The sequence below is a fragment of the Clostridium sp. MCC353 genome, assembly GCF_018785315.1.
Classification (GTDB): Bacteria; Bacillota; Clostridia; order Lachnospirales; family Lachnospiraceae; genus CHH4-2.
On record NZ_WQPN01000168.1, the window covers coordinates 38,918 to 65,631 of the forward strand.

Annotated in this window: 21 protein-coding genes and 1 tRNA gene; 3 read left to right on the top strand and 19 right to left on the bottom strand. The window is 46.7% G+C overall.

The window, feature by feature from the left end:
- Position 1: 1 nt before the first annotated feature.
- Together GPL15_RS25270 and GPL15_RS25275 are read right to left on the bottom strand one after the other, a co-directional pair.
- Complete coding sequence (locus GPL15_RS25270) at positions 2-1,549, bottom strand: FAD-dependent oxidoreductase (protein ID WP_215701447.1); 1,548 nt, start codon at positions 1,547-1,549, stop codon at positions 2-4.
- A 277-nt stretch (positions 1,550-1,826) separates the two neighbouring features.
- Entirely contained in the window at positions 1,827-2,774 is a 948-nt protein-coding gene (locus tag GPL15_RS25275) for a LysR family transcriptional regulator (protein WP_215701448.1), read from the bottom strand.
- Positions 2,775-2,961: 187 nt separating this feature from the next.
- On the opposite strand from GPL15_RS25275, the gene GPL15_RS25280 reads away from it, so the two are divergent.
- From GPL15_RS25280 to GPL15_RS25290, 3 genes are all read left to right on the top strand, one after another.
- Complete coding sequence (locus GPL15_RS25280) at positions 2,962-3,711, top strand: hypothetical protein (RefSeq protein ID WP_215701449.1); 750 nt, start codon at positions 2,962-2,964, stop codon at positions 3,709-3,711.
- Positions 3,712-3,734: 23 nt separating this feature from the next.
- Positions 3,735-4,028 carry a hypothetical protein gene (locus GPL15_RS25285; protein ID WP_252198623.1) on the top strand — a complete coding sequence of 98 codons (294 nt, stop codon included), beginning with the start codon at positions 3,735-3,737 and terminating at the stop codon, positions 4,026-4,028.
- A gap of 108 nt (positions 4,029-4,136) precedes the next feature.
- Positions 4,137-4,208 (top strand) — tRNA-Glu (locus tag GPL15_RS25290).
- 32 nt (positions 4,209-4,240) lie between these two features.
- On the opposite strand, the gene GPL15_RS25295 is transcribed toward GPL15_RS25290, so the two are convergent.
- From GPL15_RS25295 to GPL15_RS25375, 17 genes are all read right to left on the bottom strand, one after another.
- Complete coding sequence (locus GPL15_RS25295) at positions 4,241-5,773, bottom strand: response regulator (protein WP_215701450.1); 1,533 nt, start codon at positions 5,771-5,773, stop codon at positions 4,241-4,243.
- On the bottom strand, positions 5,760-7,517 hold the full coding sequence (locus tag GPL15_RS25300; protein WP_215701451.1) for a histidine kinase: 1,758 nt from the start codon (positions 7,515-7,517) through the stop codon (positions 5,760-5,762). The genes GPL15_RS25295 and GPL15_RS25300 overlap by 14 nt, the downstream gene beginning before the upstream one ends.
- 11 nt (positions 7,518-7,528) lie before the next feature.
- Positions 7,529-10,744 (bottom strand): hypothetical protein, encoded by a 3,216-nt coding sequence (locus GPL15_RS25305; RefSeq protein WP_215701452.1) that lies wholly within the window; start codon positions 10,742-10,744, stop codon positions 7,529-7,531.
- Between the two features lie 98 nt (positions 10,745-10,842).
- The gene (locus tag GPL15_RS25310; protein WP_215701453.1) at positions 10,843-11,679 is read right to left on the bottom strand and encodes a carbohydrate ABC transporter permease; all 837 of its coding nucleotides are present in this window, start codon (positions 11,677-11,679) and stop codon (positions 10,843-10,845) included.
- Positions 11,679-12,545, bottom strand: coding sequence for a sugar ABC transporter permease (locus tag GPL15_RS25315; protein WP_215701454.1), 867 nt, complete (start codon positions 12,543-12,545; stop codon positions 11,679-11,681). The genes GPL15_RS25310 and GPL15_RS25315 overlap by 1 nt, the downstream gene beginning before the upstream one ends.
- 100 nt (positions 12,546-12,645) lie before the next feature.
- Positions 12,646-14,025 (bottom strand): extracellular solute-binding protein, encoded by a 1,380-nt coding sequence (locus GPL15_RS25320; protein ID WP_215701455.1) that lies wholly within the window; start codon positions 14,023-14,025, stop codon positions 12,646-12,648.
- Positions 14,026-14,162: 137 nt separating this feature from the next.
- Positions 14,163-15,182: a transglutaminase domain-containing protein gene (locus GPL15_RS25325; protein ID WP_215701456.1), complete on the bottom strand. Its 1,020-nt coding sequence runs from the start codon at positions 15,180-15,182 to the stop codon at positions 14,163-14,165.
- 123 nt (positions 15,183-15,305) lie between these two features.
- Complete coding sequence (locus GPL15_RS25330; RefSeq protein WP_215701457.1) at positions 15,306-16,496, bottom strand: amidohydrolase family protein; 1,191 nt, start codon at positions 16,494-16,496, stop codon at positions 15,306-15,308.
- Positions 16,497-16,530: 34 nt separating this feature from the next.
- Entirely contained in the window at positions 16,531-17,772 is a 1,242-nt protein-coding gene (locus tag GPL15_RS25335; protein ID WP_215701458.1) for an MFS transporter, read from the bottom strand.
- Between the two features lie 143 nt (positions 17,773-17,915).
- Positions 17,916-18,602: a TetR/AcrR family transcriptional regulator gene (locus GPL15_RS25340; protein WP_215701459.1), complete on the bottom strand. Its 687-nt coding sequence runs from the start codon at positions 18,600-18,602 to the stop codon at positions 17,916-17,918.
- 172 nt (positions 18,603-18,774) lie between these two features.
- Entirely contained in the window at positions 18,775-19,368 is a 594-nt protein-coding gene (locus GPL15_RS25345) for a GNAT family N-acetyltransferase (protein ID WP_346345042.1), read from the bottom strand.
- Positions 19,368-20,501, bottom strand: a complete 1,134-nt coding sequence (locus GPL15_RS25350) for an aldo/keto reductase (RefSeq protein WP_215701461.1) — start codon at positions 20,499-20,501, stop codon at positions 19,368-19,370. The genes GPL15_RS25345 and GPL15_RS25350 overlap by 1 nt, the downstream gene beginning before the upstream one ends.
- Positions 20,502-20,906: 405 nt before the next feature.
- Entirely contained in the window at positions 20,907-22,559 is a 1,653-nt protein-coding gene (treC, locus tag GPL15_RS25355; RefSeq protein WP_215701462.1) for an alpha,alpha-phosphotrehalase, read from the bottom strand.
- 36 nt (positions 22,560-22,595) lie between these two features.
- Positions 22,596-23,831, bottom strand: a complete 1,236-nt coding sequence (locus tag GPL15_RS25360) for an extracellular solute-binding protein (RefSeq protein ID WP_252198624.1) — start codon at positions 23,829-23,831, stop codon at positions 22,596-22,598.
- Between the two features lie 183 nt (positions 23,832-24,014).
- Positions 24,015-24,836 (bottom strand): carbohydrate ABC transporter permease, encoded by an 822-nt coding sequence (locus GPL15_RS25365; RefSeq protein ID WP_346345041.1) that lies wholly within the window; start codon positions 24,834-24,836, stop codon positions 24,015-24,017.
- Complete coding sequence (locus GPL15_RS25370) at positions 24,823-25,683, bottom strand: sugar ABC transporter permease (protein ID WP_215701463.1); 861 nt, start codon at positions 25,681-25,683, stop codon at positions 24,823-24,825. Before GPL15_RS25370 ends, GPL15_RS25365 begins: the two co-directional genes overlap by 14 nt.
- Before the next feature lie 426 nt (positions 25,684-26,109).
- Positions 26,110-26,352, bottom strand: coding sequence for a hypothetical protein (locus GPL15_RS25375; RefSeq protein ID WP_215701464.1), 243 nt, complete (start codon positions 26,350-26,352; stop codon positions 26,110-26,112).
- Positions 26,353-26,714 lie beyond the last annotated feature (362 nt).

Here is a 26,714-nt window from a genome sequence, read left to right on the forward strand (position 1 = left end):
GTTATGATCTCTTAGGCACGCAGGTAATCGCATCCCCGCCATTAATAACCAAATCACAATCCATATCTCTTAATTCTTTCCAATAGCCGTCACAAGGCTGGTCTAAATCCACCCCTTCCTCAATCAGCAGTTTCCGTATGCGGCATCCATCGATATCCCGCGGACGCACCTTTTCACGGATCGCGATGTCAGCCGCCAGGCCAGCCGCATGGCCGGTGCCCATAGCCGGACCGATGATTCTCATGGCTCCGTTGGCATGGAATTCCGCTGAACAGCAGCGCCCCGCGCATAGCAGGTTCTCGATCCCTTCCGGCAGAAGACAGCGGTATGGGATTTCACACCAGTCCTGAGGATTGGAGCGGGCCGGTATTCCTTCCGGAACTCCGAAAGGATGCATATTGGCATCGCAGTCCCGGCCAATGTGATCTGATTCGCAGACGGCGCTGCCTTCCGGCTCCGGTATGTGGATATGGCGCATGAATACCCAGTCGCCGCTGGTAGGATGATGGGTATCAAACATCTCCGGGAATCTGGCGATTCCGTCCTCGAATTTCACACCGCAGGCCACATCCCGGGCTTTCAGCATGTAATCGCCGAATATACGGCGGCTGTCCCTCACTCCCGGAAGGGATCCGGTTCCCGTCAGCCTCAGATTTTCAAATCCTGGCACATTATTTTTCAGGAATTTATGGAACTGTTTCATCAATTGATGCTGTTCCAGAATCTGCCTGGAAATGTCCTCCGCATCCGTGTTATGGCAGTAATAGCTGTGAAATGAAAATGTAACGAATTCCGCATTATCATCCGGCGTATTGGGCAGAAGGACGCGGAAAAATCCGGACACACGGTTGCAGACATGCCGGGCCATTTCCCCCCTCTTAATCGCTTCTTCTTCCAGCACATAGACCAAAGGCAGCGGATGTTCAACCCCATTTTCCTTCTGCTGGGCTTTCCAACGGTCTTCTGCCTGCTGGTATCTTATTAAATCCGCCCCTGACCAGCGGGAACCCTGGGTGGTGGACATATTAAGCCCTGCAAAATCCTGGCCTCCCACTTCATAGGGAACGCCGGACAATGCCGCCACATCCCCGTCTCCCGTACTGTCGATGAATATTTTAGCCTTTACCTGGATAAGCCCGCCTTTTGTATAAAATACGGCCGATTTAATGACGCCGTCTTCCACAACAGTATCAATACAGGTGGAGTCATAGATCACCCGGCTTCCGGCCTCGAACACCATGTCTTCCAGTACAATTTTTCCGTACTCCGGCTCAAAGGACGGGTTCCGGTAGTAATCTTTGCTGGGATCCCTCTTCCGGAGCTGTCCCACCGCATCCAGGCGTTGGGCAAATTCCAGACAGATCCCTTCAATCCCGCCTGCGATCTGAGGCACATAACCATTGGTTGCCAGGCCGCCTAAGGTCACCCCTTTTTCAAATAAAATGGTATGAAGCCCTTTTCTCCCGCACTCGATGGCCGCCGCACATCCGCCTGCGCCGCCGCCGATGACCGCCACATCACAAAATAAGGTTTTCGTTATGTTCTGCATATGATCCTCCATTCTGACTTATTATTTTAATAGTTAAAAACAGCTCATCATCCTGACCGAAAAACGGTCAAGAAGTACTGGATGCCCATTCAATTTTCCCGCTGTCCTAAACTATTACGTTAAATTTATATTAAAGTTTCACGCCCTCTTTTGCAAATCCGATTTTGAATTAAAAATGTCGGAAATGGCAAACAAAAATACCCTGGCAAACAGCAGCCTGCGGCCATACATGCGGTATGGCCGCAAGCTGCTGTTTGTCGGGGCATCGGATATCCATTTATTTATTTTTAACGGAATACTCTTTCACACATTGGCGGAACAGGTTCAAGGACGGATTGTCACTCTCTTTTGCGCAGATAAAATACAGATAGACCGGAATTTCCCAGTCCACCACCGGAATCCCGGTGATATGATCTATATTTCCGGTAAATCTTCGGGCAGTAGGATAAATATAATCTCCGTCCTGGAGAATCAACGGCAGCAAAGGCAGGTTTGAGCTGTCTAAAAACCGGACCTTCATCTGTTCTTTTGAGGTTCCAAGATAATTCGACAGATATGGAGGCACTTTTTTCCGTTCACTATCGGCCGTATTGGTTATGATAATGGTCTGTCCAAGAAGCAGATCCCTGTCTTTTTTGTCAAAATATAAACAATCAGCCAAAGGATTTTTCCCGGACATTAAAAAATGAAAACCGCAGTTCACGCTGACCTGGTCTTTTTCGTACTCCTCCGACGGATAGAGTACCTCCGCCCTTTGATATGCGTTGCTGCCCAAAAACGCCACGAAAATTCCATGTAAAAGTCCGGCTGACAACTGCTTTCTAAGATCTTCCGGCGACGCCTCCTTTTGGGACAGGGCGATATCAGGATATCTTTTATTGAACATGGCAAGTATGTCAATTTCTTCTTCGCAGGGGAGATACTGCCCATAGCCGATGCGGAGCCGTTTTCTCCGGTCCCGCCCCAGGCCGTCAATGCTGTTCTGCATCTTTTCATATGCTTTTATAATGGTTTTAATCTCGCCAATCAGCACTTCTCCCGCCAGTGTCAGGTTCATTTCCTTCGATTTGCTGGCCCGTTCGAACAGCTTAACTCCCAGTTCTTCCTCCACCCGGGACACCTGTTTAGCAACTACGGAATAGGAGACAGACAGGGCAAATGCCGCCTCTTTATAGGAACCGAATTTGTAAGCGGCATATACATATTGCAGTGATTCCAAGGTCATAATGTACCATCCTTTATAAACGTTTTCCTTATTTTTTATAATTATAACAGATATTGGAATATATGTGGCCTGGTAAAATGAATTGACAAGTTTCCGCCAATATTCTACACTGAAATCAAAATCCGCTGCTCCCCTGCGGTATTACCACTGTAAATTGTAGATAAGGCGCTTCAGTAAAAAGGAAACTATGAAAAAAATATTGACTATAACAGCCGCCCTTTTAATCATCCTGTCCGGCTGCGCAAACCACACCAGCCCTCCTCCGCAGGCAGAAACAAAGAACGGGACAGCAGATGGAACGATAGAAAAACAGCTTCAAATCATTTCAGATAACTACCTATGGCCACCTGATCACTACAGCGGAACTAATCATATGTATGCTGTCACCGACCTTGACCAGAATGGAAGGCTGGAGTTAATCTGCTCCATTCTACAGGGCAGCGGCCGGTATACGGACAGTGTTTATTATGAGGTAAAGGAAACTTTAGACGGGCTGGAAGAATGTCCATTGGAAAACAGGGAACTGGATTCGGGAGCCGATCTGGTGACGGAAAGCGCCCCTGTATATTATGATCCTGAATATTGCGCATATTATTTCATTTTTGACGATCTGATAAAAGACGGTATGGATCTCAGTTATGAAAATAAGCGGGCAGTTTCCCTAGCTGACGGAAAACTCACCGAACAGATTCTGGCATTTAAAACAACTCAATATGATGAACATTCGCCCATTTCCATCACCTGTGAAGATGCTATAGGAAGGAAAATCACTGAGGTTGAGTATAAGGGCATAGCCGATACTGAATTTGGGGATTTGATAAAAAAAGAGGCCTGCTTTTCCTGGTTCAGTTTAAGTGATCTGGAATTGGAACCTCTTAATAAACCGGCGCTTTTGAACCGGCTCAGGCAATCCTATGAGGGATTTTTAATTCAATGAAATTCAGAGAGGTGGAAATATATATGACAGATAAGACGTTACATGAGACAGGCTGTAAAACCTGCTCCCAATTAACTGCATTAAAAATCAAAGTCCCTTCGGATTTACTGGCCTGCATCGGGATGATAAAATGCTTAATAGAAAACGGTGGTTTTGAGAAAGTGTCGTCTAATTTTGAATTGGAGAATCCTAAAACTCCGGATGGTTACTGGAAAGATGATTTGATGTATTACGCCATCCGGTGCAAAGAGTGCGGACAGCTTTATTCCTGTATCTGTGATACTTATCATGGAAGCGGGAAATTTGGGAAAGAGTAAACTAGAGTGTGTCTGAAAATTAGGCCTAAAAAATATAGGCAAAAAAATAAAACTTTTCCTTGCATTTTTCTCACTTTCATGATATTATATCCAAGTTCGCTTCATTAAGGCCTATTGGTCAAGCGGTTAAGACACCGCCCTCTCACGGCGGAAACCCGGGTTCGATTCCCGGATAGGTCAGATTGCTGCTGCATGTATTGCAGCAGCATTTTTTATTCCATAGAATCTTGTTTTTTCTTTCCCTGTTCCCCCAGTTTTTCCCTGTATTGTGACGGATACTGCCCCATCATCCGGTGGAAGACCGTACTGAAATACAACTGGTCAAATCCCACCTGTTCCGCAATATCTTTAATAAATGCAGCCGGATTCTCTTCCATCAGGGAAACCGCGGTATCGATCTTCTTCCTCAGCACATATTCTTTAAACGATCCCCCGGAATAGGTGCGGAACAATTTGCTGATATAAGGCTGGCTGACGCCGAACATCTGCCCGATTTCCTGAAGGGACGGATTTTCCTTCAGATTATGGCTGATCCAGGACGTGATCTGACGGTAAAGCGTTTCCGCCCGCTTTTGGGAATCCGCCTTATTCTCTTCCTGGCAGAGAAAGACTTCCCTGAACCCCTCCCATATATTTTTCTTCAATTCGTCAAAATTCCTGGAAATCTGCACGCTTTCATCAATCTGCTCATTCATGCCGGTCACATCCAGATGCATGTTCTCAATCTGATTCCATTTTCCGATAATGAGGTAACAGGCGGTTTTTATCTCATATACTGGCCGGTCCTCTCTCTCCCAGCATTGAAACAACTGTTCAAAACTCTGTTCAAACTGCCTGCCGTTTTTTAAATAAAAGGAAGACGTCAGTTTGTCCATCAGTTCCTGATCCATGTTCCCTCTTACCGGCATTTCCGATTTATCAGACGGGTATCGGAACTTCCTGCTTTTCTTCAGGCTCACCCTTCGTTTTAAAAAATGATATAACTGCTTAATCGCAGCAGTCATATCATTAGAAGCCACAATATCCTCTCCGGTGACCGAAGTGACAGTTCCTTTGGTTCTATCGTCAGCCATGAAAACGGTCTGTATTTTATCCAGATTGGTTTCTTTCCTTTCCCTGCTTTCCAATCCTTCCAGCAGAACCACCGCATTTTTATAAGGCACAGCGCAGATAGCCTTATCCCCCAGTTTTTTTATCTGCCGCCCCGCCTCTTCCATCAGAAGGTCCTTGTTTCCGTTTCTGTGAAGCATCATGATGCGGACAAATGGAAATGGAAAATAGACAGCAGTCTCTATCACCGCGTCCTCTTCCTCCATTCCTCCTAAAAACAGGAATTCAAGATGTTTCCGCCTTTTCGTACGGTAATCCTGCATCAGGGTATCCCGGATCCTCTCCATCACCTTGAAAAATTCTTCCCGGTTAATGGGCTTTAACAAATAGTCCACCGTATTTAACTTGATGGCCTCCTGGGCGTATTCAAACATCTTGTATCCGCTGATAATCACGGATAAAAGCTGTGGGTATTCAGATCTGGCCTGGTGGATCAGTTCCAGACCGGTCATTCCGTTCATCTTGATATCGGAGATCAAAAGGTCGGGGCCCGTCATGCGGATCTGTTCCAACGCCTCTTCCCCGTCTTCACATAATCCGACTACCGCATAACCTCCTGCTTCTTCTACCAAAGTCTTGATATATCTGGCTACAGGAGGTTCGTCTTCCGCGATCAATACTTTAAACTGAAGCATCTTTACCACCTTTTTCTTTTAAACAGGAAGATAAAACCACAACGGCTCCCCCTGCCTGAGCATTTGAGAAGGAATATGTAAATCCCTCATAATAAAGATCCAAACGGGCAATGGTATTCCTCACGCCGATCCCGCCCGTCCGGGCTGCTTTTTTAGTTCTGTCATAATCATTTTGAATGAAATTTTCCACTTCTTTATTCAGCGAATCCAGGCTGTCTTTGGTGAATCCCTTTCCATTGTCGGAAATGACGATCTTCCAGCGGTCATTTTCCAATTCTCCGCTCAAATGAACGTGGATGGACCGGTGTTCCTTATCAAATGCGTGTTCCAGCGCATTTTCCACAAAGGGCTGGAGAACCAGTTTGGGAAGTTCCAGGGATTCCAGCCTCTCATCCAGGCTGATCCGGTAACTGAGTTTATGCTCATATCTGAGCTTCATCAGTTCCAGATAGGATTCAATATTGTCAAATTCCTCTGCAAACGTGGAATTGCTGTACGGATCGGAAATGGAATACCGCAAAAGCTCCGACAGCTTGATGCAGGCATCATTGATCCGGTTATTGCCGCTTTCCAGCCCCATGATCCCAATCACATTCAGCGTATTGTACATAAAATGAGGGTTCATCTGGGACTGCAGGGCCCGGAACCGCTCCTCCATCTGCAGGCTCTTGTACACAATGGTTTCATTGATCATAAAATTCAGCCTGTTTCTCATATCCGCAAAGGCATGGCACAGGTATTCGATCTCATAATAGTCGTGGTATTCTTCAAACTCCGATTCCATATCCAGATTATCCAGCGTAACCTTTTCCAGCCTCTTTGTAAAGGCGATTAATGGGCGGGACAGCTTTCTGGAATAGATGACAATACAGCAGATCATGATGGCCAGCATCACAATTCCCTGCACAATCAGCGGTAAAAATGCGTCCATAGCTTCTTTCAGTACGTCCGCCTTTGTTTTCGCCATCATGATAGTGATTCCGGTGGAAGGCGAATCTTTTGAAACCATCAGATACCGTCCATAATCCTGTTCCCCGGGAAACAGCCCGTTTTCGTAGATCACCCGGTCTTCCGACAATACCCGGACCCCTGCGTGAAACAGGCTGCTGCTTTCAAAGACATAAGACAGTTGATCCATATCCGCCTGAACGATTATGTATCCGATAATGCTGCCCGGATCACGGATCGCCCGTCCAAGTCCAATTACATCCGTATCATGTTCAAAAAACGCATTTTTACCCACAGGAAGCAAAAGCTCCGCCCCTTCCTTCTCCTGCACGCCGGGAAGCCAGGGAAGTCCGTCTATGAGATTCTGGTCAATCCTGCTGCCATAATGATAATCGATATTATAATGATAATTGCTGATAAAATAACCTTCCGGGTTAAAAAAGATCACCTGGTAAATGGAATTTGCCAAAGAGTAGGTGACCATATTGTCCACCAGAATCCTGTAATACTCCCTCTGGCTCTGAGGCGTTCTGGAATTGTAATACAGCTTTTTGGTGGTGGCATAGAAATCCCCCCGGCTCAAAAGATCGATGGAGATAAACGCCATATCGCTGTAAATCCGGTCCATCTGGGCGGACACCGTTTCCGCGGAGGAGGTCAGCCTGGACATGGTATTTTTTTCTGTTTCATAGTACCGGTTAATTCCGAATGCGGTTAAAAAGCCGATGACGGGAATCAGGGCTATTACCAGATAGGAAACAACCAGCTTTTGCAGGAAATTCTTTGTTTTTTTCATAGAAATCTTCCTTATTTACCGGGTATGACATAGAGCAGCGGCTCGGTTAATATACCGTTTTCGTGAAGCCGGTAGGTATACGTCCAGGATGTTCCCTGGGTTCTCCACGTTTTAGGCCCCCAATATGCCTCTTTTTCATCACAGTTATGAAGCTGTCCGAACATGTTAATCCTGGTTCCATAGAGCAGGATCGTAATTTCATGGGTTCCGGCAGCCAAAATGCCCAAATCAGCTCTGTAAGGTTCCATAAATACGGCATCACAGTACGTTCCATCCGCCCATACATCCATCAAAGCGCCGCGGTAATTGGGAATCTCCAGAATTCCCCTGCCTTTTGGCGTATCCACCTTCACATGGTAGGCAAAATTTCCTCCATAAAACGGAAATCCCTGGACAGAATAATCTCCAAAGCCGATCTTCTGGGGCTTTTCAATTATAACTGACCGGCCTCCCCCTGTAAACACGGAAAAACAGCCCAGCAGATAGCACCATTCCAGATTCGTTTTGGACCCGAAAGGAATTGTCATTTTAAGCCGGTTGATTCCTTTTTTCACTTTTCCCAGCCCAATTTTCCGTATGGAATCATCTAAATAGTTACCTCTGCTGTTTTTTTCCTTTCCGGGTTCCCCATTCCATTCTACGGTTACATCCTGATCCCCTTCAAAAGCCAGGCAGACATCTATAGCCTCTGTTTCCGATTCCACTTCAAACAGAAGTTCCACACAGTGTTCTTTCACCGGTTCTCCTGATTCCAGCCAGGGTTGTGGAAAGCTGTCGGTTCTCATCCCATATCCCGCCTGTTTCCTGATCCGGTTATCGATCCGCAGCAGTTCTTCCCGTTCCTGCCACTGCCCCTGATCCAGCCGGTAACGGGCCATATCGAGGAGCAGGATGTTGGGCTCTTTCAGGCTGTATTCTGTGCGGGGCGGAAAACGGATGCAGGTTCCACAGGTATTTAATTCATGGGATGGGAGTTGTTTCAAATTGAAGCAGGGAAGAAGACTGGGCATCGGGGCGGATGAATTCTCTTGGATAGAAGTCCCTTCCGGAACGGCTGTGCTTTCGAGAATTCCTTCCGGCACCAGCCTGAGCAAAAGGGAATCATGGCTGTAAAAGAACGTATCGATTCTGGTTTTATTTCCTTCCACTGCTGATTCCATTTGATAAATTCCACCTGTCATCGTATCGTAGACAAATACCTGAAATCTCCCCTTCACATATACTGATATTTTTTTAGTATTCACTTCCCGGCCCAGATTTTCCGTTTCCATGGCATTTATGATCCTGCCGTTTGCCAAAAACAGCCAGCGGACGCCTCCATCGTCCCTCATCTGGTACAATAGGTTCTCTTCCGGAAGATACCGTTCATTGACAATCATCACTTCGCAGAATGGTTCCAATACCTCTTTAATTTTCTGTCTCTCAAATCCAGTCCGCAGGCATTTTCCCGCAAATTCCACCGCCTCTTCACTGGCCATTCCATCCACATACCCGGGAAGGTCTCCGGCGAAAATAACCGTTCCCCCCTGTTTTCTAAATTCCTTCAATATAGAAAGGGTCGTCCTCCGCATTGTAACCAAGCCGGGCACGATCACGGCCTCATATTCCATCTCTCCCACACACAAATTTTTCCCCCGCGCTCCGCCGTATTGACGTGGCAGCAGGGCTTCGGAAATATAGTCAAAATCACACAGGCCAAATAAAAGCCATTGGGTTATATCTGAAAAATTGCGCTCCAGTTCCCGGCGTTTTTGGGCGTTGGCTGAATCCGGCCCCATGTACATCCAATAGCTTTCTATGGGATGGATTACCGCCATCCTAACTCTGGCCTTTCCCCTGGTCATCACCGTATTCAGCCTGGCAAAATGGTCTTCGATCAAGCGGTAACGCCGATACCAGGGCGAATGGGCGTCAATGGGGGCGGGATAATCCCGTTTGGATTCCCCTCCCATGTACATCCAGGACAGATGGGGAACCCGCACTGTAACACCCAGCGCCGCCTGCCAGTCCCCCTGGTGCTTGTGTCCCCGGAAATCGAAATTCCAGTTTGTCACTCCGTACAATTCGCTGATTACGCCAGGACAGCCAAACTGCCTTGAAGCGCTCTGGGCCTGTTTTGCCGTGGTGTATTCATGCCGGTCTGCCAGCATATCGATACCCGGCAGCCCAAATTCCCGGTAAGAACGCATTGCCTCTCCGATATGCCGGGACTGGGAATCCAGAGTGGGCTCCATCATCAGATGGCCGGTCATCATAATCCCGTGTTCCCGGCACCAGCGCCCGATTGTTTCAGCATAAGAACAGGTAAACTGTTCCGAAATGAAGTCCAGATAGCGGTAACGGGTCACAAACGGCCTCCCGTCCTCCCTTTCCCAGAAAATTTCAGGCAGGCGCTCCAAAATACCCTCTCCATACCTCTGCCCATATAATTTATCCGTCCGCTCCGTATAGGGGATGCCCACTTCCCGGTCCGCCCGGGGAAACGGCAGGGTTTCAAAACGGTTCATCTGGGGCTCGTCGGTAAATATGGCGGGAACGGTTTTAGAAAATTCTTCTCCCACCTCCCTGTAATACACATCGTGGGTGACCTGGGTAAACCTTTTTATGGCTTCCGGGTTCAGCACATCCACATAGGCGGAATCGTTGAACCAGGACAATTCCCCGGTCACGATTAAATACGCATACCAGATATCCGCCTCTTGTTTACAGCCCACAAACTCCCGGCCCAGCGGACAGGCTTCATACTCCGCCAGATTTTCTCCACTCAGCGTCACCCTGTATTTCATCAGGAGACGGGCGGTTCCATCTGCGGTCACCCTTCTGGGCGGCAGATTTCGTTCCACCATTTGTCCATCTTCATAGATATTTTTAGAAAATAAAAGATACCGGTTTCTGAATCCTTCTTCCCTGGTTACCCGCCCGCCGCCGTAACCGGAAGGCCACTTGTCTTCATCGTACAGCCATGTCAGCAGGTCCTTTTCTTTTCCCAAACGGCAGCAGTATTTGACACATTCCATAAATTCGTCTTCCAAATAGGGCGTATCAAGTCCGATGCGGGAATGAATATGAAATCCTCCCATGCCCATTTCCTTAAAATCCTCTATCTGTTTTTTCAGGATTTCCTTTTTTACCTTTCCATTCCACGCCCAGAACGGGGCCGCCCGGTATTCCTTGCCGGGATTTTTAAATTCCTGATCAGTCAGTCTATTTTCTTTTTTATAAAGCATATTCTCCTCCCATGCACACCTGTTTTTATGTATATCCGTCTTTCGGTGTTTGGATTTATTGGACGCTTGTATCCGCCTGTCATTTTCCCGTTTTATCTCTATCCTTTCACGGAACCCATAGTCATTCCTTCCAATATCTGCTTATTTAAAAACAGATACAGAATCAGCGGCGGCAAAGAAACCGTCACCACAGCGGCAAACAAATGCCCCCAGTCCGTTGTAAAGGCCGATTGGAACAGGTAAACGCATAACTGCACCGTCGTGTTTTTCGATCCCGACATGTAATACAGCGGATTTGAAAAATCGTTGTAAACCACCACAGAGCGGAGAATAATAATCGTAGCCGTTATGGGCTTCAAAAGAGGAAATATAATATAAAAAAACAATTTGACCGCTCCGCAGCCGTCAATGACCGCAGCCTCATCAATCTCTTTTGGAAGTCCCGCTATATACCCTTTGTACAGCATGGTGGAAAATGGGAATAGGGTGGCAATTTCCACCAGAACCAGCCCGGGCAGGGAACCGGCCACATGGAGTTTGGTCAGCATCCAATACGTAGGAATCACCGACGGCGGCACGATGAGGCCGGCCAGAATCAGGCTGTGGGACATTTTTGTAATCCTGTCATTTCTCCTCTGGATCACAAATGCCGCCATAGCTGCCACCAGGATCAGAATCCCGATGGACAGCACGGTTAGTTTAACGCTGTTCCACAAAGAGAGCAGAAACACATGGTCATTGTATTCAAATATGTATTTATAATTTTCGGTCAGATACCATTCTTTGGGAAGGCCGATGGACAATCTTGCCGCCTCTTTTTTCGGTTTAAATGAATTTATGATGATGAAGTAAAAAATAACCCAATGAAGAATGACTGTAGCCAGAACTGCGGCGATTTCCAAAACCCTTCCTGCCAAACTCCTTTTTTTAACCATTACAGCTCCACCTCCTTTTTCGATACATAAGAGTTAACCGGGTAAATGATCAGGGCAATGAGCACGAACAGGATCACATTTCCCGCAGTAGCCAGGCCGTAATTCCCTCTTGCAAACAGCTTATACACCACTGTCCCCAGCGTTTCCGTGGCATATCCCGGCCCGCCTTCCGTCATCGTCCAGATCAAATCATAATTTTTAAAGCCGCCGATCAGTGAAAGGGTGAGTACCGAGTTGATGGAAGGCACTAACAGAGGCAGTGTGATCCTGAAAAACTTCTGTATGGCATTTGCCCCATCTATGGCCGCCGCCTCATAATAGGTCTGGGAAATTGAGCTGATGCCCGCAATATAAATGACCGTAGTCACCCCGATGCCCTTCCAAAAATCCACCAGCATAACGGAAAAGAGCGCCATATCCGCGTCTGTCAGCCATTTGATTTTTTCCAGGCCTACAGCGGCAAGGGCCTGGTTGATCAGCCCGTTTGTAGGATGCATTAAACTGGAAAACGCGATTCCCACCGCCACATTGCCAAGCAGGGTGGGGAAAAATATGACGCTTTTCAGATAGGAGGCGCTTTTTATCCGGCTGCACAGCCCCAGGGCGATCAGCATACCCAGAATTACCTTGGATAAACTGGTGGTAAATGCAAAGATAAAGGTGTTGGAAACAGACGCCTTAGTATTGGTCTGGCTGAAAAATGTAAAGAAATTTTCCAGACCGATAAAGGTGGAATCCATCAGATTCCATCTGGTCATGGAAAAATAAAAGGATGCAAATGTGGGCACTGCGAAAATCAGCACATAGATAAAAACACCCGGCGCTGCCATCCAATAGGTATAGCTCTTCTTATTTTGTGTATTCATAGGCTGTCTCTCCTTTATTAAAACCGCCCCCAATCTGTAAAAACATCCGGCGTTTTCCACAAACTGAGGGCAGGTATTCCATTTCATATATTTCAGGCATTTACCAGTTGGGGATTCCCTTCTGCTGGGCATCGATTTCATTATCCTTTTCAATCTCTGAAACCGCTTCTTCCGGCGTGATGTCCCCGGAGGCGACCTGGGAACAGATGGTGGCCTGATTGGATCCTTTTATCGTACAGAAATATTCCATAACTGGGGTTGACGCCTTTTCCACCCAGCTCTGAGCTTCTTTTAAAGCGGGATAAACGTCATCCGGCAGCTCCACACCTTTCAGCATGAAGGCGCCCGACGGTTTCTGATAGCTGCAGTATGCGTCCAAAGCCTGGTCTGAGGTGATAAATTCCATAAATTTAAGGGCCAGCTCGGGATTTTTGGCATTTTTATTCACCAAATAGGCCTGCGGCATCCAGGTCGACACGCCCCGTACTTCCGGATTCTGATCCGGCAGAGGGAAAAATCCTATTTCATCCATGCTTTCAGGCGCTACGGAAGCGATGGTTCCCAAAATATTGGAGCGTATGATGGAATGGGCGGCTGTCCCTTCTGCCAGCATCAAAGCCACATCTTCCGACGTTGCTGCCAGAAAATCTTCATTCAGATACTCCTTGTCCGCCAGATCATACATCTTCTGAAGTCCGCGCACAAATACGGGCGTACCGGCAAGGGTGACTTTTTTGTCGGTATAATCCTGGGCAAAACCAGGAAATTCCTCTTGAACATAGTAATAATTGGTCAGGAACGGAATCTGGCTCAAACTGGTTTTCGAGTTGGGCGCTGCCACGGGAGCAATTCCGGCTTTTTTAATTTCCTCACAATTATTTAAAAACTCGTCCCATGTTTTGGGTATTTCCAGGCCAAGTTCTTGGTAAACATTTGTATTATAAAAAACTCCTGCCACATTGGAAGGGCACATGGGAACCCCGTAAGCCGCTCCGTCTATGGTGACAATGGAACGGTATTTATCATCCACCCGGTCCAAAAACGGCTGTCCGGTCAAATCCATGATATTTTCCTTAGGTGAAAGCTCCGACAGCTTCGCACCTACAGCGCTCATAAAGACATCCGCCATAGCCCCTGTCGCAATTCGGACTAATTTCAGGTTTTCTCCCTCATCCCCCTGAGGAAGAATTTCCAGGTCCACCGTAACCCCATATGTTTCTTCAAATGCTTTGATCTGCGCGGTGATGGCGTCGATCTCTCCATCGATCGTGGAAATTGCCATTGTCAGTGTCTGGCCGGTGAAGTCCTGCTGCCCTTCACTTTCATTTTCATTTTCACTGTTTACTTCCTGGGATGCTGAAGCTGAAGTTTCAGCCGGTGGATTCGTCTTTTCTTCCGGAACCGTTCCCTGATTGGAACAGCCTGACAGCATGGTCAGCACCATAGATGCGCTTAGTGCCAATGATAAGAACTTTTTCATTGTAATACCTCCTCTTTTTGCTGAATCACGGGGTTTCATGTAAAAATAGTATCATCAGGAAGACCGTTCGTACATGTGATTCCCAATCCCTTTACATCTAAAATCAAAAAGCCGCCCACCAAGCGGCTATATACCGCTCAATGGACAGCTTCTCCTTCATTCGCCTCTTCAACCGTCACTTCCTCTTCCGGCACCTGTTCAACAAATGCCGCCTGAAGCACCGCCTGGGGCCAATTCAAGCTGACTTTCACATATTTTTCTTTCTGCCTGGCCGCCTCTTCTAAAATGGCCAGCAGCTCTGTAAGAACTTCCCTGGTCAAATATCCTCCGCGCCAGTGAAAAATCAGAATTTTCCCTTTACGAATCGCCTGCAGCGCCCGTTTGGAAACATCCTCCATTTTGGTAAATGACAATCTTTTCTCTTTATAATAAAACCTTGTCCCGTCACCGCAGGAAGGGGCCGGATAGATCACCGGTTCATGGTCCCGGAAAAACTGTTTGTCCTCCAGATTGAAATAATCATACCTCACCGTACCTTCCCGCCCCAGGCTGTTATCAAAGGTAACATCCAGATGATAATAGTTTCCGCTCAATCTGACAATATTCCAGGCATGGCGGTATTTGATTTTCTTATCCGGATTCGCATCTGATACCGCGATCATGCACCAGATCCCCAGTTCATCGCAGAGGGCTTTCACGGATTTGGCAATTCCTTCACAAACGCCCACGCCCTGGCCCAGCGGCCCTATGATCTCATGGGAATAGGGCTTTTTCAATTTATCATAGCGGACATTGGCACAGATAAAATCATGGATGTACTGTTCCTTTTCCCACTCCGTCATCTTCTCTGCCGGACGGGCTAATTTTGTGATTCTGGCTTTCATGGCCTTCTGATGTTCTTTTATCTTGTTTTTATCAAATAAATAGTCCGGTATCATCTCGATATTGGACGATCCCTGATAATGGCGGTATTGAAAGCCGGACACGTAAAATATCCCGGGAAAATCCAGACGCAGTTGAAAAAATATATCCGATAATTCCCTGCCTTCTAAAAATGGGACTGTAAACGTATTTTCCAAGGACAGCAGCCCTGCTTTCATGGCTGAATAGGCGCTTTGCTGTTGTTTGTTCATGTGATTGTAATAGTATGGTTCCATAGGGGGCTTCCTCCATTCGCTGTTCCTACCAGTATAGCGAAATCCCCCCTGATCCACAAGTAATTTTTCCTGATTTCCAGGATTAAACCAGCAGTCCCTTTGTCTGTCCTGCCCGTTAAACGGTCATCGTATCACTTCTCCATCCTTGATTACATGCGCTGGTTTTTGATACATGGCCGTTATATCGGCAGCCGGATCGCCGTCTATAACGATCAGGTCCGCAAACTTCCCAACAGAAACAGATCCAACCTTATGATCGATCCCCATCAATACCGCGCTGTTGATGGTCGCCTGCTTTAACAGGTCTATATTGCTGATGCCAAGCCGTTCTTTTCGGGCCTGCCATTCGATATAAGGATTCGCTTTCATGGTATATAAAGCCATATCGGTTCCCCACCCAATCAGAATATCATAATTTTCATATGCATTGCGCAGGCAGGCATCGCGCTGGGCGCTGACTGTGGAGTATTTTTCATAAACAGCCCCGTCTTTTTCCGTCAGCCCCATTGCTTCAGGGCAGCTGCATGCGATGGTGGGAACAATCCCTATATCCCTTCTTCCATCCAGCTTTTTGCAGGATTCATCCGTAATAAAGCTGGCATGTTCAATTGTGCGGACGCCCTGGTCGATCATGACCCCGATTGCTTCCGCCCCATGGCAGTGGCAGGCGCAGTAAGAATCTTTGCTCCTGGCAATCATAACCGCCTCTGCGATTTCATCTTCCAGCATGATGCGTTTTCCGGGAAGGCTGTCATCCACCAGCATGGAGCCGGTTCCATACAGTTTCAGGAAATCAGCCCCGTGGTTAAACTGATTTCTAGCCTCTTTCCTGACCTCTTCCCTCGTGCTGTAAAATGCGCAGAAATAGCTGTAAGGATCAAACCCGGCTGTTACCGGAACGATGGTTACTCCCGATCCATAAATTCTCGGGCCCTTCACAATTCCCTCGTTAATCGCATTCCTGGCTGCAAGTCCGCTGAAATGAAGCTCATCACCCACATCCCGGATCGTGGTATAGCCGTGATCGAGGAAAAATCCGGCATAGCTGTAACAGTCAAACGCCCATTGGGCGGGCACCGTTATGCGGTCCCGGTCCCCATCCGTAGCCTTTCCCATAAACAGATGCACATGGGCGTCAATCAGTCCCGGCAGAAGCGCCGCGCCATGAAGGTCCATGATTCCGTGCTCCCCTTCGTCCAGCGCGCCGCAGGGTAAGATGGCCTGGATCTTATTTCCCTCGATGACCACATCCGCCAGTTTTGGCGCCCCCGGTTCACTCAATTCCGCAGTCAGTTTACAATTTTTTAAAATCATTCCTTTCTCCTCCTTTATTTTTATTGGCATGGATTCATCTGCCGCCATTCTGCTTTTTCAGTTCCATTTTCAATAAATACGAACCGAACATGAAAATGGACAGCCCCACTACCGCGACACCAAATACATAATAATAAGCATTGCCTCCCATGGTATCCATCCATCTGCCGATCAGGGACGGGAGGAACCAGTCTGAGCAGTATCCCAGGAAAATGGACATTCCGATCGCAGTTCCCAGATAGTTTGACGGTACGGCCAGCTCCGCGAACGGCACAGAACACAGGTTATTGCCCATGCGGTAGGAAAATGTAAAGACCAGGGAAACAGCCACCGCCGCGAACGTCCATCCCGCGCTTTTGGGGAGGAACATAAACAGGATGACAAGCACCAGCGTGGGCATGGCTGTGCAGACAACCATTTTAGGCGTATTATCAATCTTATCACGAAGAATGCCTCCCATCGGGGATGCCACAATCTTAATGCCATATCGAAGCAGTATGCCGTAAATGGATGCCAGAGACGCCGACATCGCATACATATTCACCATGTATGGATTTACATAGTTAAATGCCGTTGATGTTATGTAAACGCCAAAACTCATCACCGCAACAATCCACATAGCAGGCAGCTTTGCCGCCGTTGCATAATTCTTCAGCTTAACCGGTTCCCCGGTATCCGTTAAATATCTGCTGGATAATTCATCGTACTTAAATGTAACAAGAAAACCGATACCTGAAATCAGATAAATGGTTCCAAATACCAGCAGGAGTATTCTCATTCCGGCCGGAGTGGACAGGCGTTCCCCTAATAATGCCGCCATACCGACCATAAGCCCCAATGACATAATTCCGTCAATTCCCTGATACACGCCCCGGATCGTTCCCTGCTCGCCTGCATCCCCCAGCATCCGCAGAACCTTTTCCATGGCGGACCAGAATAATAATCCCAATGTAATCGACATGCAGAAGAACAATCCCAAAAGGACCGGATAGCTTGGTATTGTGGCCATAATGAACACAATGGCAGAGGTGCTGAATACCGCAATCAGCATAAGCCTTTTGGAGTTGAACTTATCAGCGACCCAGCCGCTGATCAGATATCCCGGAACCGCGAGGCTTGCATACGCAGCAGTCAGATTCCCCATCTGGGCATTCGTCAGACTGAATACCGTTTGAAATGCGGAATAAAACATAACCGGGAAAAAAATAATATTTCCTACATTAGCCGCCAAAGAGAAAAATATCAGCGGCCAGATCCTGTTGCCTAGCTTTTTCATCACAAACCTCCTGTATTTATGTGCGTTTAAATATTTTTATTAAGCATGCTTAATATTAGTTTAAAGGAATAACCTGAATTGTCAAGAGATTTTTTTAATTTCTTTCAAATCCAGGTTATGCTTAAATTTCATATTCAGTTTCATTACGCTTCCTCTTTGAGCGCATCCGGATAATATTTTTCCAAAAAAGCTTTGCTGTTCTGAATCACACGGTAAATGACCTTGTCGCTCATTCCCAGGTTATAAAAATAATTTGAAGTGGTAATATCCATGACCACCTCCCTGCTGATCAGGTTCGGATGTTCATGTCTGTGCAGCAGCAGCTCTCTTGTGCTGCCGCGGCAGGCGATCAGATAAATTTCATTCTGCCTCTCACTCACATCCAGATTGTATTCGTCGAGAAATTCACGAACCAATCTGGTATATGTTTTACCATTTTCCCAGAACTGGCCGGGCGTACTTTTGTTGTAACTGTAGTAAAACCTGGCAAAATCCGGGTTTTTGTCTATAATAAGCCACTCCAGAAACACAACCGTATAGAAACGTTCCGCACTGTCCAGCCCGCTCATAGCGGACATGTCCATCTTCTGTATCTCTTCTTCCAGATACTGCCCGCTGACCTGCGCCGCCAGGCGGTCCTTCGATTCGAAATAATAGGCGATCAAACCGGATGTGACCTTTGCCCGGTCCGCGATCTCCCGGAATGTGACTTTATTATATTCCTTTTCCATAAAACACTGCCTGGCAACGCTCAGGATTGTCTGTGCCGCAGGCGTATTGATATTGAGTTGTTTTGCGTTTTCTATCTCTTCATACCGTTTAAACCGCATCTGTACCCTCATCTTTCCAAAACGGGCCCGATTGATATGCGCTCAGTCCCAATTACTTGGATTATAAATGTTAACGGACATAAAATCAATAGATAATCGGCTTATTTATTAATTAGATTAAAATATTACCCATTATTTTTATTAAGCATGCTCAATCATCGGCAGCCAGAATTTATAGATCTTTTTCTATAAAATGAACCTTGGAGTTATCCCAGTATTTCTTATAAACGCGGTCTTCCCGTCCGTCAAAATTCAATTGGTACATACGGAATGTAACCAATATATCTTTAGGCTGCCATTGTTCTTCATACGAATATTGATATTTCATTCCAATATTCTTCATCACCTGGCCGCTTCGGGGATTGTTGATGTCATGAGTCGCTGTGATATAGGGAAGTCCGTCTTTCTCCACTTGTGCGGCCACCGCTTTCCCGGCTTCCGTTATAATGCCCTGATGCCAGAGCTCTTTGCGCAGACCGTAGCCAAAATCATGGTGGTCTTCCATATCAACCTTTATATAACCAATGGGAATATTATCTTTTTTCAGACAGACCCCGTAGGCATAAGCCTGCGGCTGCGCGTATTTTGCCCCATATCGTTCCTCAAAAAATGATCCTGCTTCCTCCATGCTTTTCAGCGGAAACCACGGCAAAAATTTATTGGCTTCCTCATCGCTGTAAATCTGATACAAAGCCTCTATGTCGTTATCCGTAAACTTCCTTAGTATCAGCCGATTCGTTTCAAGCGCAGGTGTATTCACTTCCATCATCCTTTCATTTTAGCCGTAAAATCTGACATTGCTTCGGAAATCTTAATCTGCTGGGGGCATACGGCTTCACAGCGCCTGCATCCGATGCAGGAGGAGGGCTGTTTATCCTCCGGAACGGCCATCAAAGCCATGGGAGCGATGAATCCTCCGCCGGTGAAACAGTGCTCATTGTAAAGGCTGAGCAAAGACGGGATATCCAGTCCCTGAGGACAGTGGCTGGTGCAGTACCGGCAGGCAGTACAGGGCAGCGCAATCTTCTTCACCATGTTGCCGGCTATTTGAAGCAGAGTATCCATTTCCCCTTCTTTTAAAGGATTATCTTCTGCAAATGTATCTATATTCTGTTTCAGTTGTTCCATATCCGACATACCGGATAAAACCACGGTAACGCCGGGAATTGACTGCAGAAAGCGGAAGGCCCAGGCCGCAGTACTCTCACCGGGACGCAGTTCCTTTAACCGGGCTTCATCTTCCGGCTCAAGAGACGCCAGTTTACCGCCCCGCAGCGGTTCCATCACCCAGACGGGAATCTTTAGGCTGTTCAGCAGATCAGCCTTCTCTTTCGCTCCCTGAAATGTCCAATCCAGATAATTAATCTGGATCTGGCAAAACTCCATATGGCTTCCATAGGCCTCCAGAAAACGTTTCATCACCTCATAACTGCCGTGGGCTGAAAATCCAAGATGGCGGATCCGTCCATTCTCTTTCTGTTTTAACAGATATGGAAGTATGCCGTATTTCGTATCCAGATAGGCGTCAATATTCATTTCACAGACATTATGGAACAGATAAAAATCAAAATACTCCACACCACATTTTTCAAGCTGTTTTTCAAATATGGTTTCCACCTTGTCCATGTTGCCAAGGTCGTATCCGGGGAATTTAGTGGCCAGGAAAAAATCTTCTCTGGGATAACGCGCGAGAGCCTTACCGAGAACATTTTCCGAATTCCCCCCATGATATCCCCATGCAGTATCATAATAGTTAATTCCGTTCTCCATCGCGCAATCCACCATGCAGAATGTCTCTTTTTCATCCACCGACGAATCATTCCCATTGGTTACGGGCAGCCTCATGGCCCCCATGCCAAGGGCCGATAACTTTAAATCCTGATACGGTTTGTAAATCATTACTTCCACCCCTTCTTAATGACAAATGTTTGTGTATCCGTCCGGCTTTTGGGTCAGGCGGATGAGCTTTCTGAGCCGCTACAATAATTTTATCTGTATAATCACTTTATGTCTAATACTTATGCGGCATATCTGCATATACCCATTGAGCATGTTTTGCTGCAGGCCTGCTAACCTCAAATAACCGGGCCGCTAACCCGACTAACCGCACTCAGCCGGGTCACCGGTAAACACAGCTATTACAACTTTTCCGCCAGGTGCAGATACATCTGGTATCCCAAAGGGCAGGGCTCCAAAGAGAAGATAATTGGAATCAAATTCTCTCCCGTTTATCTTCTTTTTGGAGCCCCGCCCCAGAACCTGCCCCTCTATGGCGTAACTTTCTCTATTTATTAAAAATTTCCTCTATCCCTTTTTATAGAAAACCAGGGCTTCATAGGGTTTTAAATCCAGCGCCATATCCGCCTGCCTCTTTCCATAATTGCCGAGAATACACTCATAGCCGCGATCCAGGCAGTCTGTTGCAAACCGGGTTTCCTTACCATAGAAATTGCAGATCACCACCAGTGTTTCATCCTGCCATTTTCTCTTATATGCAAAAACGGTATCGTGTTCCGGCGCCAGCGGCTCGAAATCTCCATATGGAATCACATCGTAATGTTTTCTCATCTGAATTAATTCCCGGTAATAATGGAAAACCGAAGTCGTCTCCTCAATGGACCGGGCTGCATTGATCTCCGTGTAATTGCGGTTTACGCCGATCCAGGGAGTTCCTGATGTAAAACCGGCATTTGGGCTGTCATCCCACTGCATTGGGGTACGGCTGTTATCCCTGGAATGTACTCCTAAAATGGCATAGGCATTCTGTTCGCTGATCCCTTTATCCTGCAGAATCCGGAAATGATTCAGGCTTTCCACATCCCTGTATTCATCAATCTTTGTAAATCCGGCATTAGTCATGCCCAGTTCTTCTCCCTGGTAGATATAAGGGGTCCCGCGCAGACAGTGGATTACGGTCGCAAGCATTTTAGCAGATTCATTTCTGAATTTACCTTCATCACCAAACCGGGAAACCACTCTGGGCTGATCGTGATTGCACCAGAAAACAGCGTTCCATGCATGGTGTTCCTGCATTTTCATCTGCCAGTTAAACAGCAGGCCTTTTAATTTCATAAAATCATAGGGAACCAGCACCCATTTTTCAATACCCATATAATCCACCTTCATATGGTGGAAATTAAATACCATGGAAAGCTCATTTGTTTCCTCTCCCGCATACTGAAAGCAGTGTTCCATGGAGGTGCTGTTCATCTCACCTACGGTGATAATCTCCGCATCCCTTCCAAAAGTCGCTTCATTCAGTTCCCGGATATACTCATGTACTCTGGGGCCGTCCGTATAGTATTTCCTGCCGTCGCCGGATTCATCATCCCGGTACTCCCCTTTGCTGATCAGGTTAATCACGTCAAACCGCAGGCCTTTCACGCCTTTGTCCAGCCAGTAATTTACCACGTTCTGCAGTTCTTTCCGCACTTTAGGATTTTCCCAGTTCAGATCCGGCTGGCTCACATCAAAGAGATGGAGATAGTATAAATCCAGATCCTCTACATACTCCCATGCGCTGCCGCCAAATTTGCTGGTCCAGTTGGTGGGGGCGCTGCCGTCTGCCTTCCCCTTTTTGAAGATAAAATAATCCATATACCGGGGATCCCCCTTCAGCGCCTTTTGAAACCACTGATGCTCTGCGGAAACATGGTTAAATACCATATCCATCATCAGCCGGATCCCCCGTTGTGCCGCCTGTTCACACAGCGCATCAAAATCTTCCATGGTGCCATACCGTTCATCGATCTTATAATAATCGGAAATATCATAACCATTATCCTTCTGAGGGGACCGGACAAACGGGGTCAGCCATATGTAATCAACTCCCAGTTTCTGAAGATAATCCAGCTTTGAAATTACCCCTCTCAAATCTCCCAGCCCGTCTCCATCACTGTCACAAAATGATTTCGGATAGATCTGATAAACAACACTTCTTTTTAGTTCTTTTTTCATTTCCAGCCCTGCTTCCATTTTTGTTTCTCGTGCCTGTTATTTTGCTTCGCTTTTTGCTTTCGCTTCCGCGATCTGAGCCGCGTATTTATCAAGTGTAGTCTTTACATCTTTACCTTCGACGATCTCTTTTGCAGCATCGTTAATCGCCTGCTGTGCCTCCGACCAGTATGGTACATTGGGAAGAGGCTGTGCTGCTGCCAAAGCTTCCAGGGTCGCTTCAAAATATGGTTTCTGCCACTCTTCCGCCTCTCCGTATGCATCGCTGCGGAAAGATGCCCATCCATTTTCACGCATCAATGTTTCCTGAACCTCTTTGCTCTCCAAATACTGGATAAATTTCACAGCCAGTTCTTTATTCGGGGAACCTGCCGGAATTCCCAGCATCTCGCCGCCTAAGGTCTTCACCAGACCTTTTGGTCCCTCAAATCCCGCATACGCCTTGATCTCTTTTTTACCGCCGTCTTTTACAATGATATTGGCGCCAAAGGGCCAGTTTGGAGCATAATAAACCTCATCTTTCGCAAGAAAACCATTGGTGCTGCTGAAGCTGGCTTTTATGGTATTCTCCGACAGTTCCGGCCACAGTTTCTGTAAATATGTAAATGCTTCAATGGAGCCTTCATCATTTAATACCAGGGGATCGCCGCCTGCGGAACGGATGAACTCGGCCAGTTCAATCACATCGCCGCTCATTTTAATCTTTAACGCCACACGGCCGATTCCTTCTTTTTCTTTTAAAACTTTCGCAGTTTCATATAATTCATCCCAGTTGGCAGGAACTTTCAGACCGTATTCATTGAATTTGTTCTCATTATAGTAGTTGATTTCCGCATTCGGCCGGTAGGGCATAAAATATGTCCTGCCGTCAAACTGCCCCGCTTCTGCAAGGTTTCCAATGCTTTCAGCAGGAATCAGATCCACATATTCGGACAGGTCTTCAACCAGGCCATTGTATACAAGGCTTGACAGGTTGTTGGCGTCCTGGGCAATCAAATCGATCTCCACCTTGCCGGAACCCTGCATGGCCTGCAGTTTTTTAACCACATCGCTGGCCTCTACCTGAACGGCCTCTACTTTCACATTATTGGCCTTTTCGAATTCAGGAATTACGGATTTGCGCATAACCGCCCACTCTTCTTCGCTGAGGGCCATGGTTACGCGGAGGGTTGACGGGTCATTTTTTGCCTTGGAACCGCATCCTGTGAGAAGGCCTGCTGCCAGCATTGATACAGCTAAGCCTGCTGCTGCTAATTTCATTGATGATTTTTTCATTGTTTTATCTCTCCTTGTTATACTTTTTTAAACTAAAGGGTGAAGGCATTTTTGAAAATGCCTTGAGGGTTTAATGTAAAGCGTGAAGGCTTTTCTGAAAATGCCTTGAGGGTTTAATGTAAAGCGTGAAGGCTTTTTCGAAAATGCCTTGAGGGTTGATGTTTGTGGGTTGATGTTAACCGCTTACCCCTTCACCGCCCCCGACAAATAATCCGATTTCAAATATCTCTGTAAAATAAATGTGATAATAATAACCGGAATAGCCAATATCGTTGCATAGGCCGCCTGCTGGAAGAATCCGCCCCTCTGCACATAATAGTACACTCCTAAGGGCAGCGTCTTCGTAGTCAGGGACAAATACAATGCGTAAGTAAACTCATTCCAGGAATTCAGCCACACATACAGTCCGGATACCGCAATTCCCTGCACCGCTACCGGAAAAATCACATAGAGCAGAGTCCTCATCTTGCTGGCCCCGTCGATCTGCGCAGCCTCCTCTAAATCCTTAGGTATCGCCGAAAATGTAGAAACCAGGATCCATGCCATAAATGGCAGCTGTCCGATCAAATGCGCCATAATCAGTCCCACATTGCTGTCTAAAAGATCCCATTTTAAAAACCGGATGGAAATCGGAAGCGCGATGCCCACTGTTGGAAACATCTTTGTAAAGAAAAGCGTCATAATATAGGTATATTTCACCTTTTTGTCCATTCTGGAAATCGAGTATGCAGCTGGTGCGACCAGCAGAACAGAGATAACCATGGTCGAAGTCGCTACGATCAGGCTCTTAAAAAACGGCCCCCAGATATTCCCCGATACCAGCACATTCTTCCAATGTTCCAGGGTGAACGTATGGGGAAGAAGCGTGGGATGCTGCGTCAGTATTTCCTCTGATGTACCGAAGGAGACTTTCACAATGATGTACAGGGGAATCACCATGAAAAGACAAATAAGAAAGACAATAACCAAAAAACCAACTTTTTTTATCGCTTTATTCTGAGACACTGAACCCTTCCCCCTTATCTATAAACTTGATATATAAAAATGCAAATATCAAAATGATTGCCAAAAGAATCGTGGACGCCGCACCGGAGGCATGTATATTGTTCATGGAATATTCCTCATATGCATAGGTTGCCACAAACGGAATGGACTGCCCCACTAACACCTGGGGAAGTTCAAATATCCTGAATGCATCCACGGCCCGGAACAAAAGCGCCATGGTTACAGTGGGCTTCAGAAGGGGAAGTGTGATTTTCTTAAACGCATACCAGGCTGTTGCCCCGTCAATGCTTCCCGCTTCATATAAATCACCTGAAATGGATTCCAGCCCGGAAAGCAAAAGCAGAATCATGGTTGGCAGCACCTTCCAGGTGTCAGCCAGTATCACAACCAGCAGCCCCCTTATCCCCCCGCTGGTCCAGTCTATCGGCGTCGTTATGAGGCCAAGCCGGAACAGCACTTCATTTAAATATCCCGATGAACCAAATATGTACAAAGCGATTACACCGGATACCAGTGTCGGAATTCCCATGGGCATCAGCACCAGCGCCCTTACAATTCCTTTTCCTTTAAATGCGGTTTTCAGCACCATCGCAATCCCCAGCCCTAAAACCAATTGGAAACAAAGACTTACGAGAGCCGTAAATATGGTGTTGGTTATGGATTTAATAAAATTAGGCCTGCCAAACAGATATTTATAATTATCCAGTGTAAATGTTCCCGTCGTACTGTCCTGAAATCCCATAGCAATGGACTGAAAAATCGGCGCTATGGTAAATCCAAGAATATACAAACTCATGGGAAGTACCAATACGATCTCAAACCAGTACTTCTTTAAAAAACCCTTCATTGCGAATCCCCCTTTTCTCATTACATACATCTGCGTTTTATTCAAATCTTATATGTAAACTTATCTTGTTTAAACAATATCATATACGTATATGTTTGTCAATACCTTTTTTATCTTATATTTCATTTCAGCCGCCTTCTGTTCCGTCGGGCAGTTTTTATGCTCTTACGCTTAGTTTTAATTAATTTCTAAACTTGGGATTTAGGTGAGAAAGATACGCAGAAAAGCGGGACGAGGGGGCGGAGGCCGGGCCGGGGCTTGAAACCTGTGGGGTGGGCTGTGCTCTGACGGCGCGGGAACTCGGCTTCCAACCGTAAGTGGAACTAAAGCCCGCAGGCATCAAAAAAGACGGTCCGATGCCCATTCACGGTGAACCCTTTATGGTGGTTCACCGTTCAGTGGGCATCTCAGAAACTGATTCGGTTTTCAGTTTCTGCCCGTCTTTTTTGATGCCTGCAGACTAAGTTCCACTAACGGTTTCCAGACGACTTCCCGCGCCGTCAGAGCACAGCCCACCCCACAGGTTTCAAGCCCCGGCCCGGCCTCCGCCCCCTCGTCCCGTTTTTCTGCTGGTTTTCGCTGGCTAAAGTAATTAAAAGCAAATTTTACATAAAGGGTGAAGGTATTTTCGAAAATGCCTTCGCCCTTTAGTGTAAAGTCCCACACCATTTAACATCAACCCTGAAGGCATTTTCAAAAATGCCTTGACCTTTTACTGTTAATCCCCACGTCAGTTACTTGAAATGTCTATACCATACTCTGCACTAAATATCAAACATTGTCTCAATCAATCGCTTCTCTGCCCTTTCTTTTTCACTTCTCCAAATCTTTATTTTCATTTATTCGTGGCAGTACACAGCTGGGGATCCAGGGAATGTGAGGCCCGAAACCGTTCAGGCGGATGGAGAGGGGACACCGGATGAGCGGTTGGATCCTCAGGAGGGCGGGGCACGGTTTGCGGTTCCAGCGATTTGTGGAGGCCGTCGGCAGCTCTTAGGCTGAAAAAAGGGAAATGAAGGGGAAATCGCTGA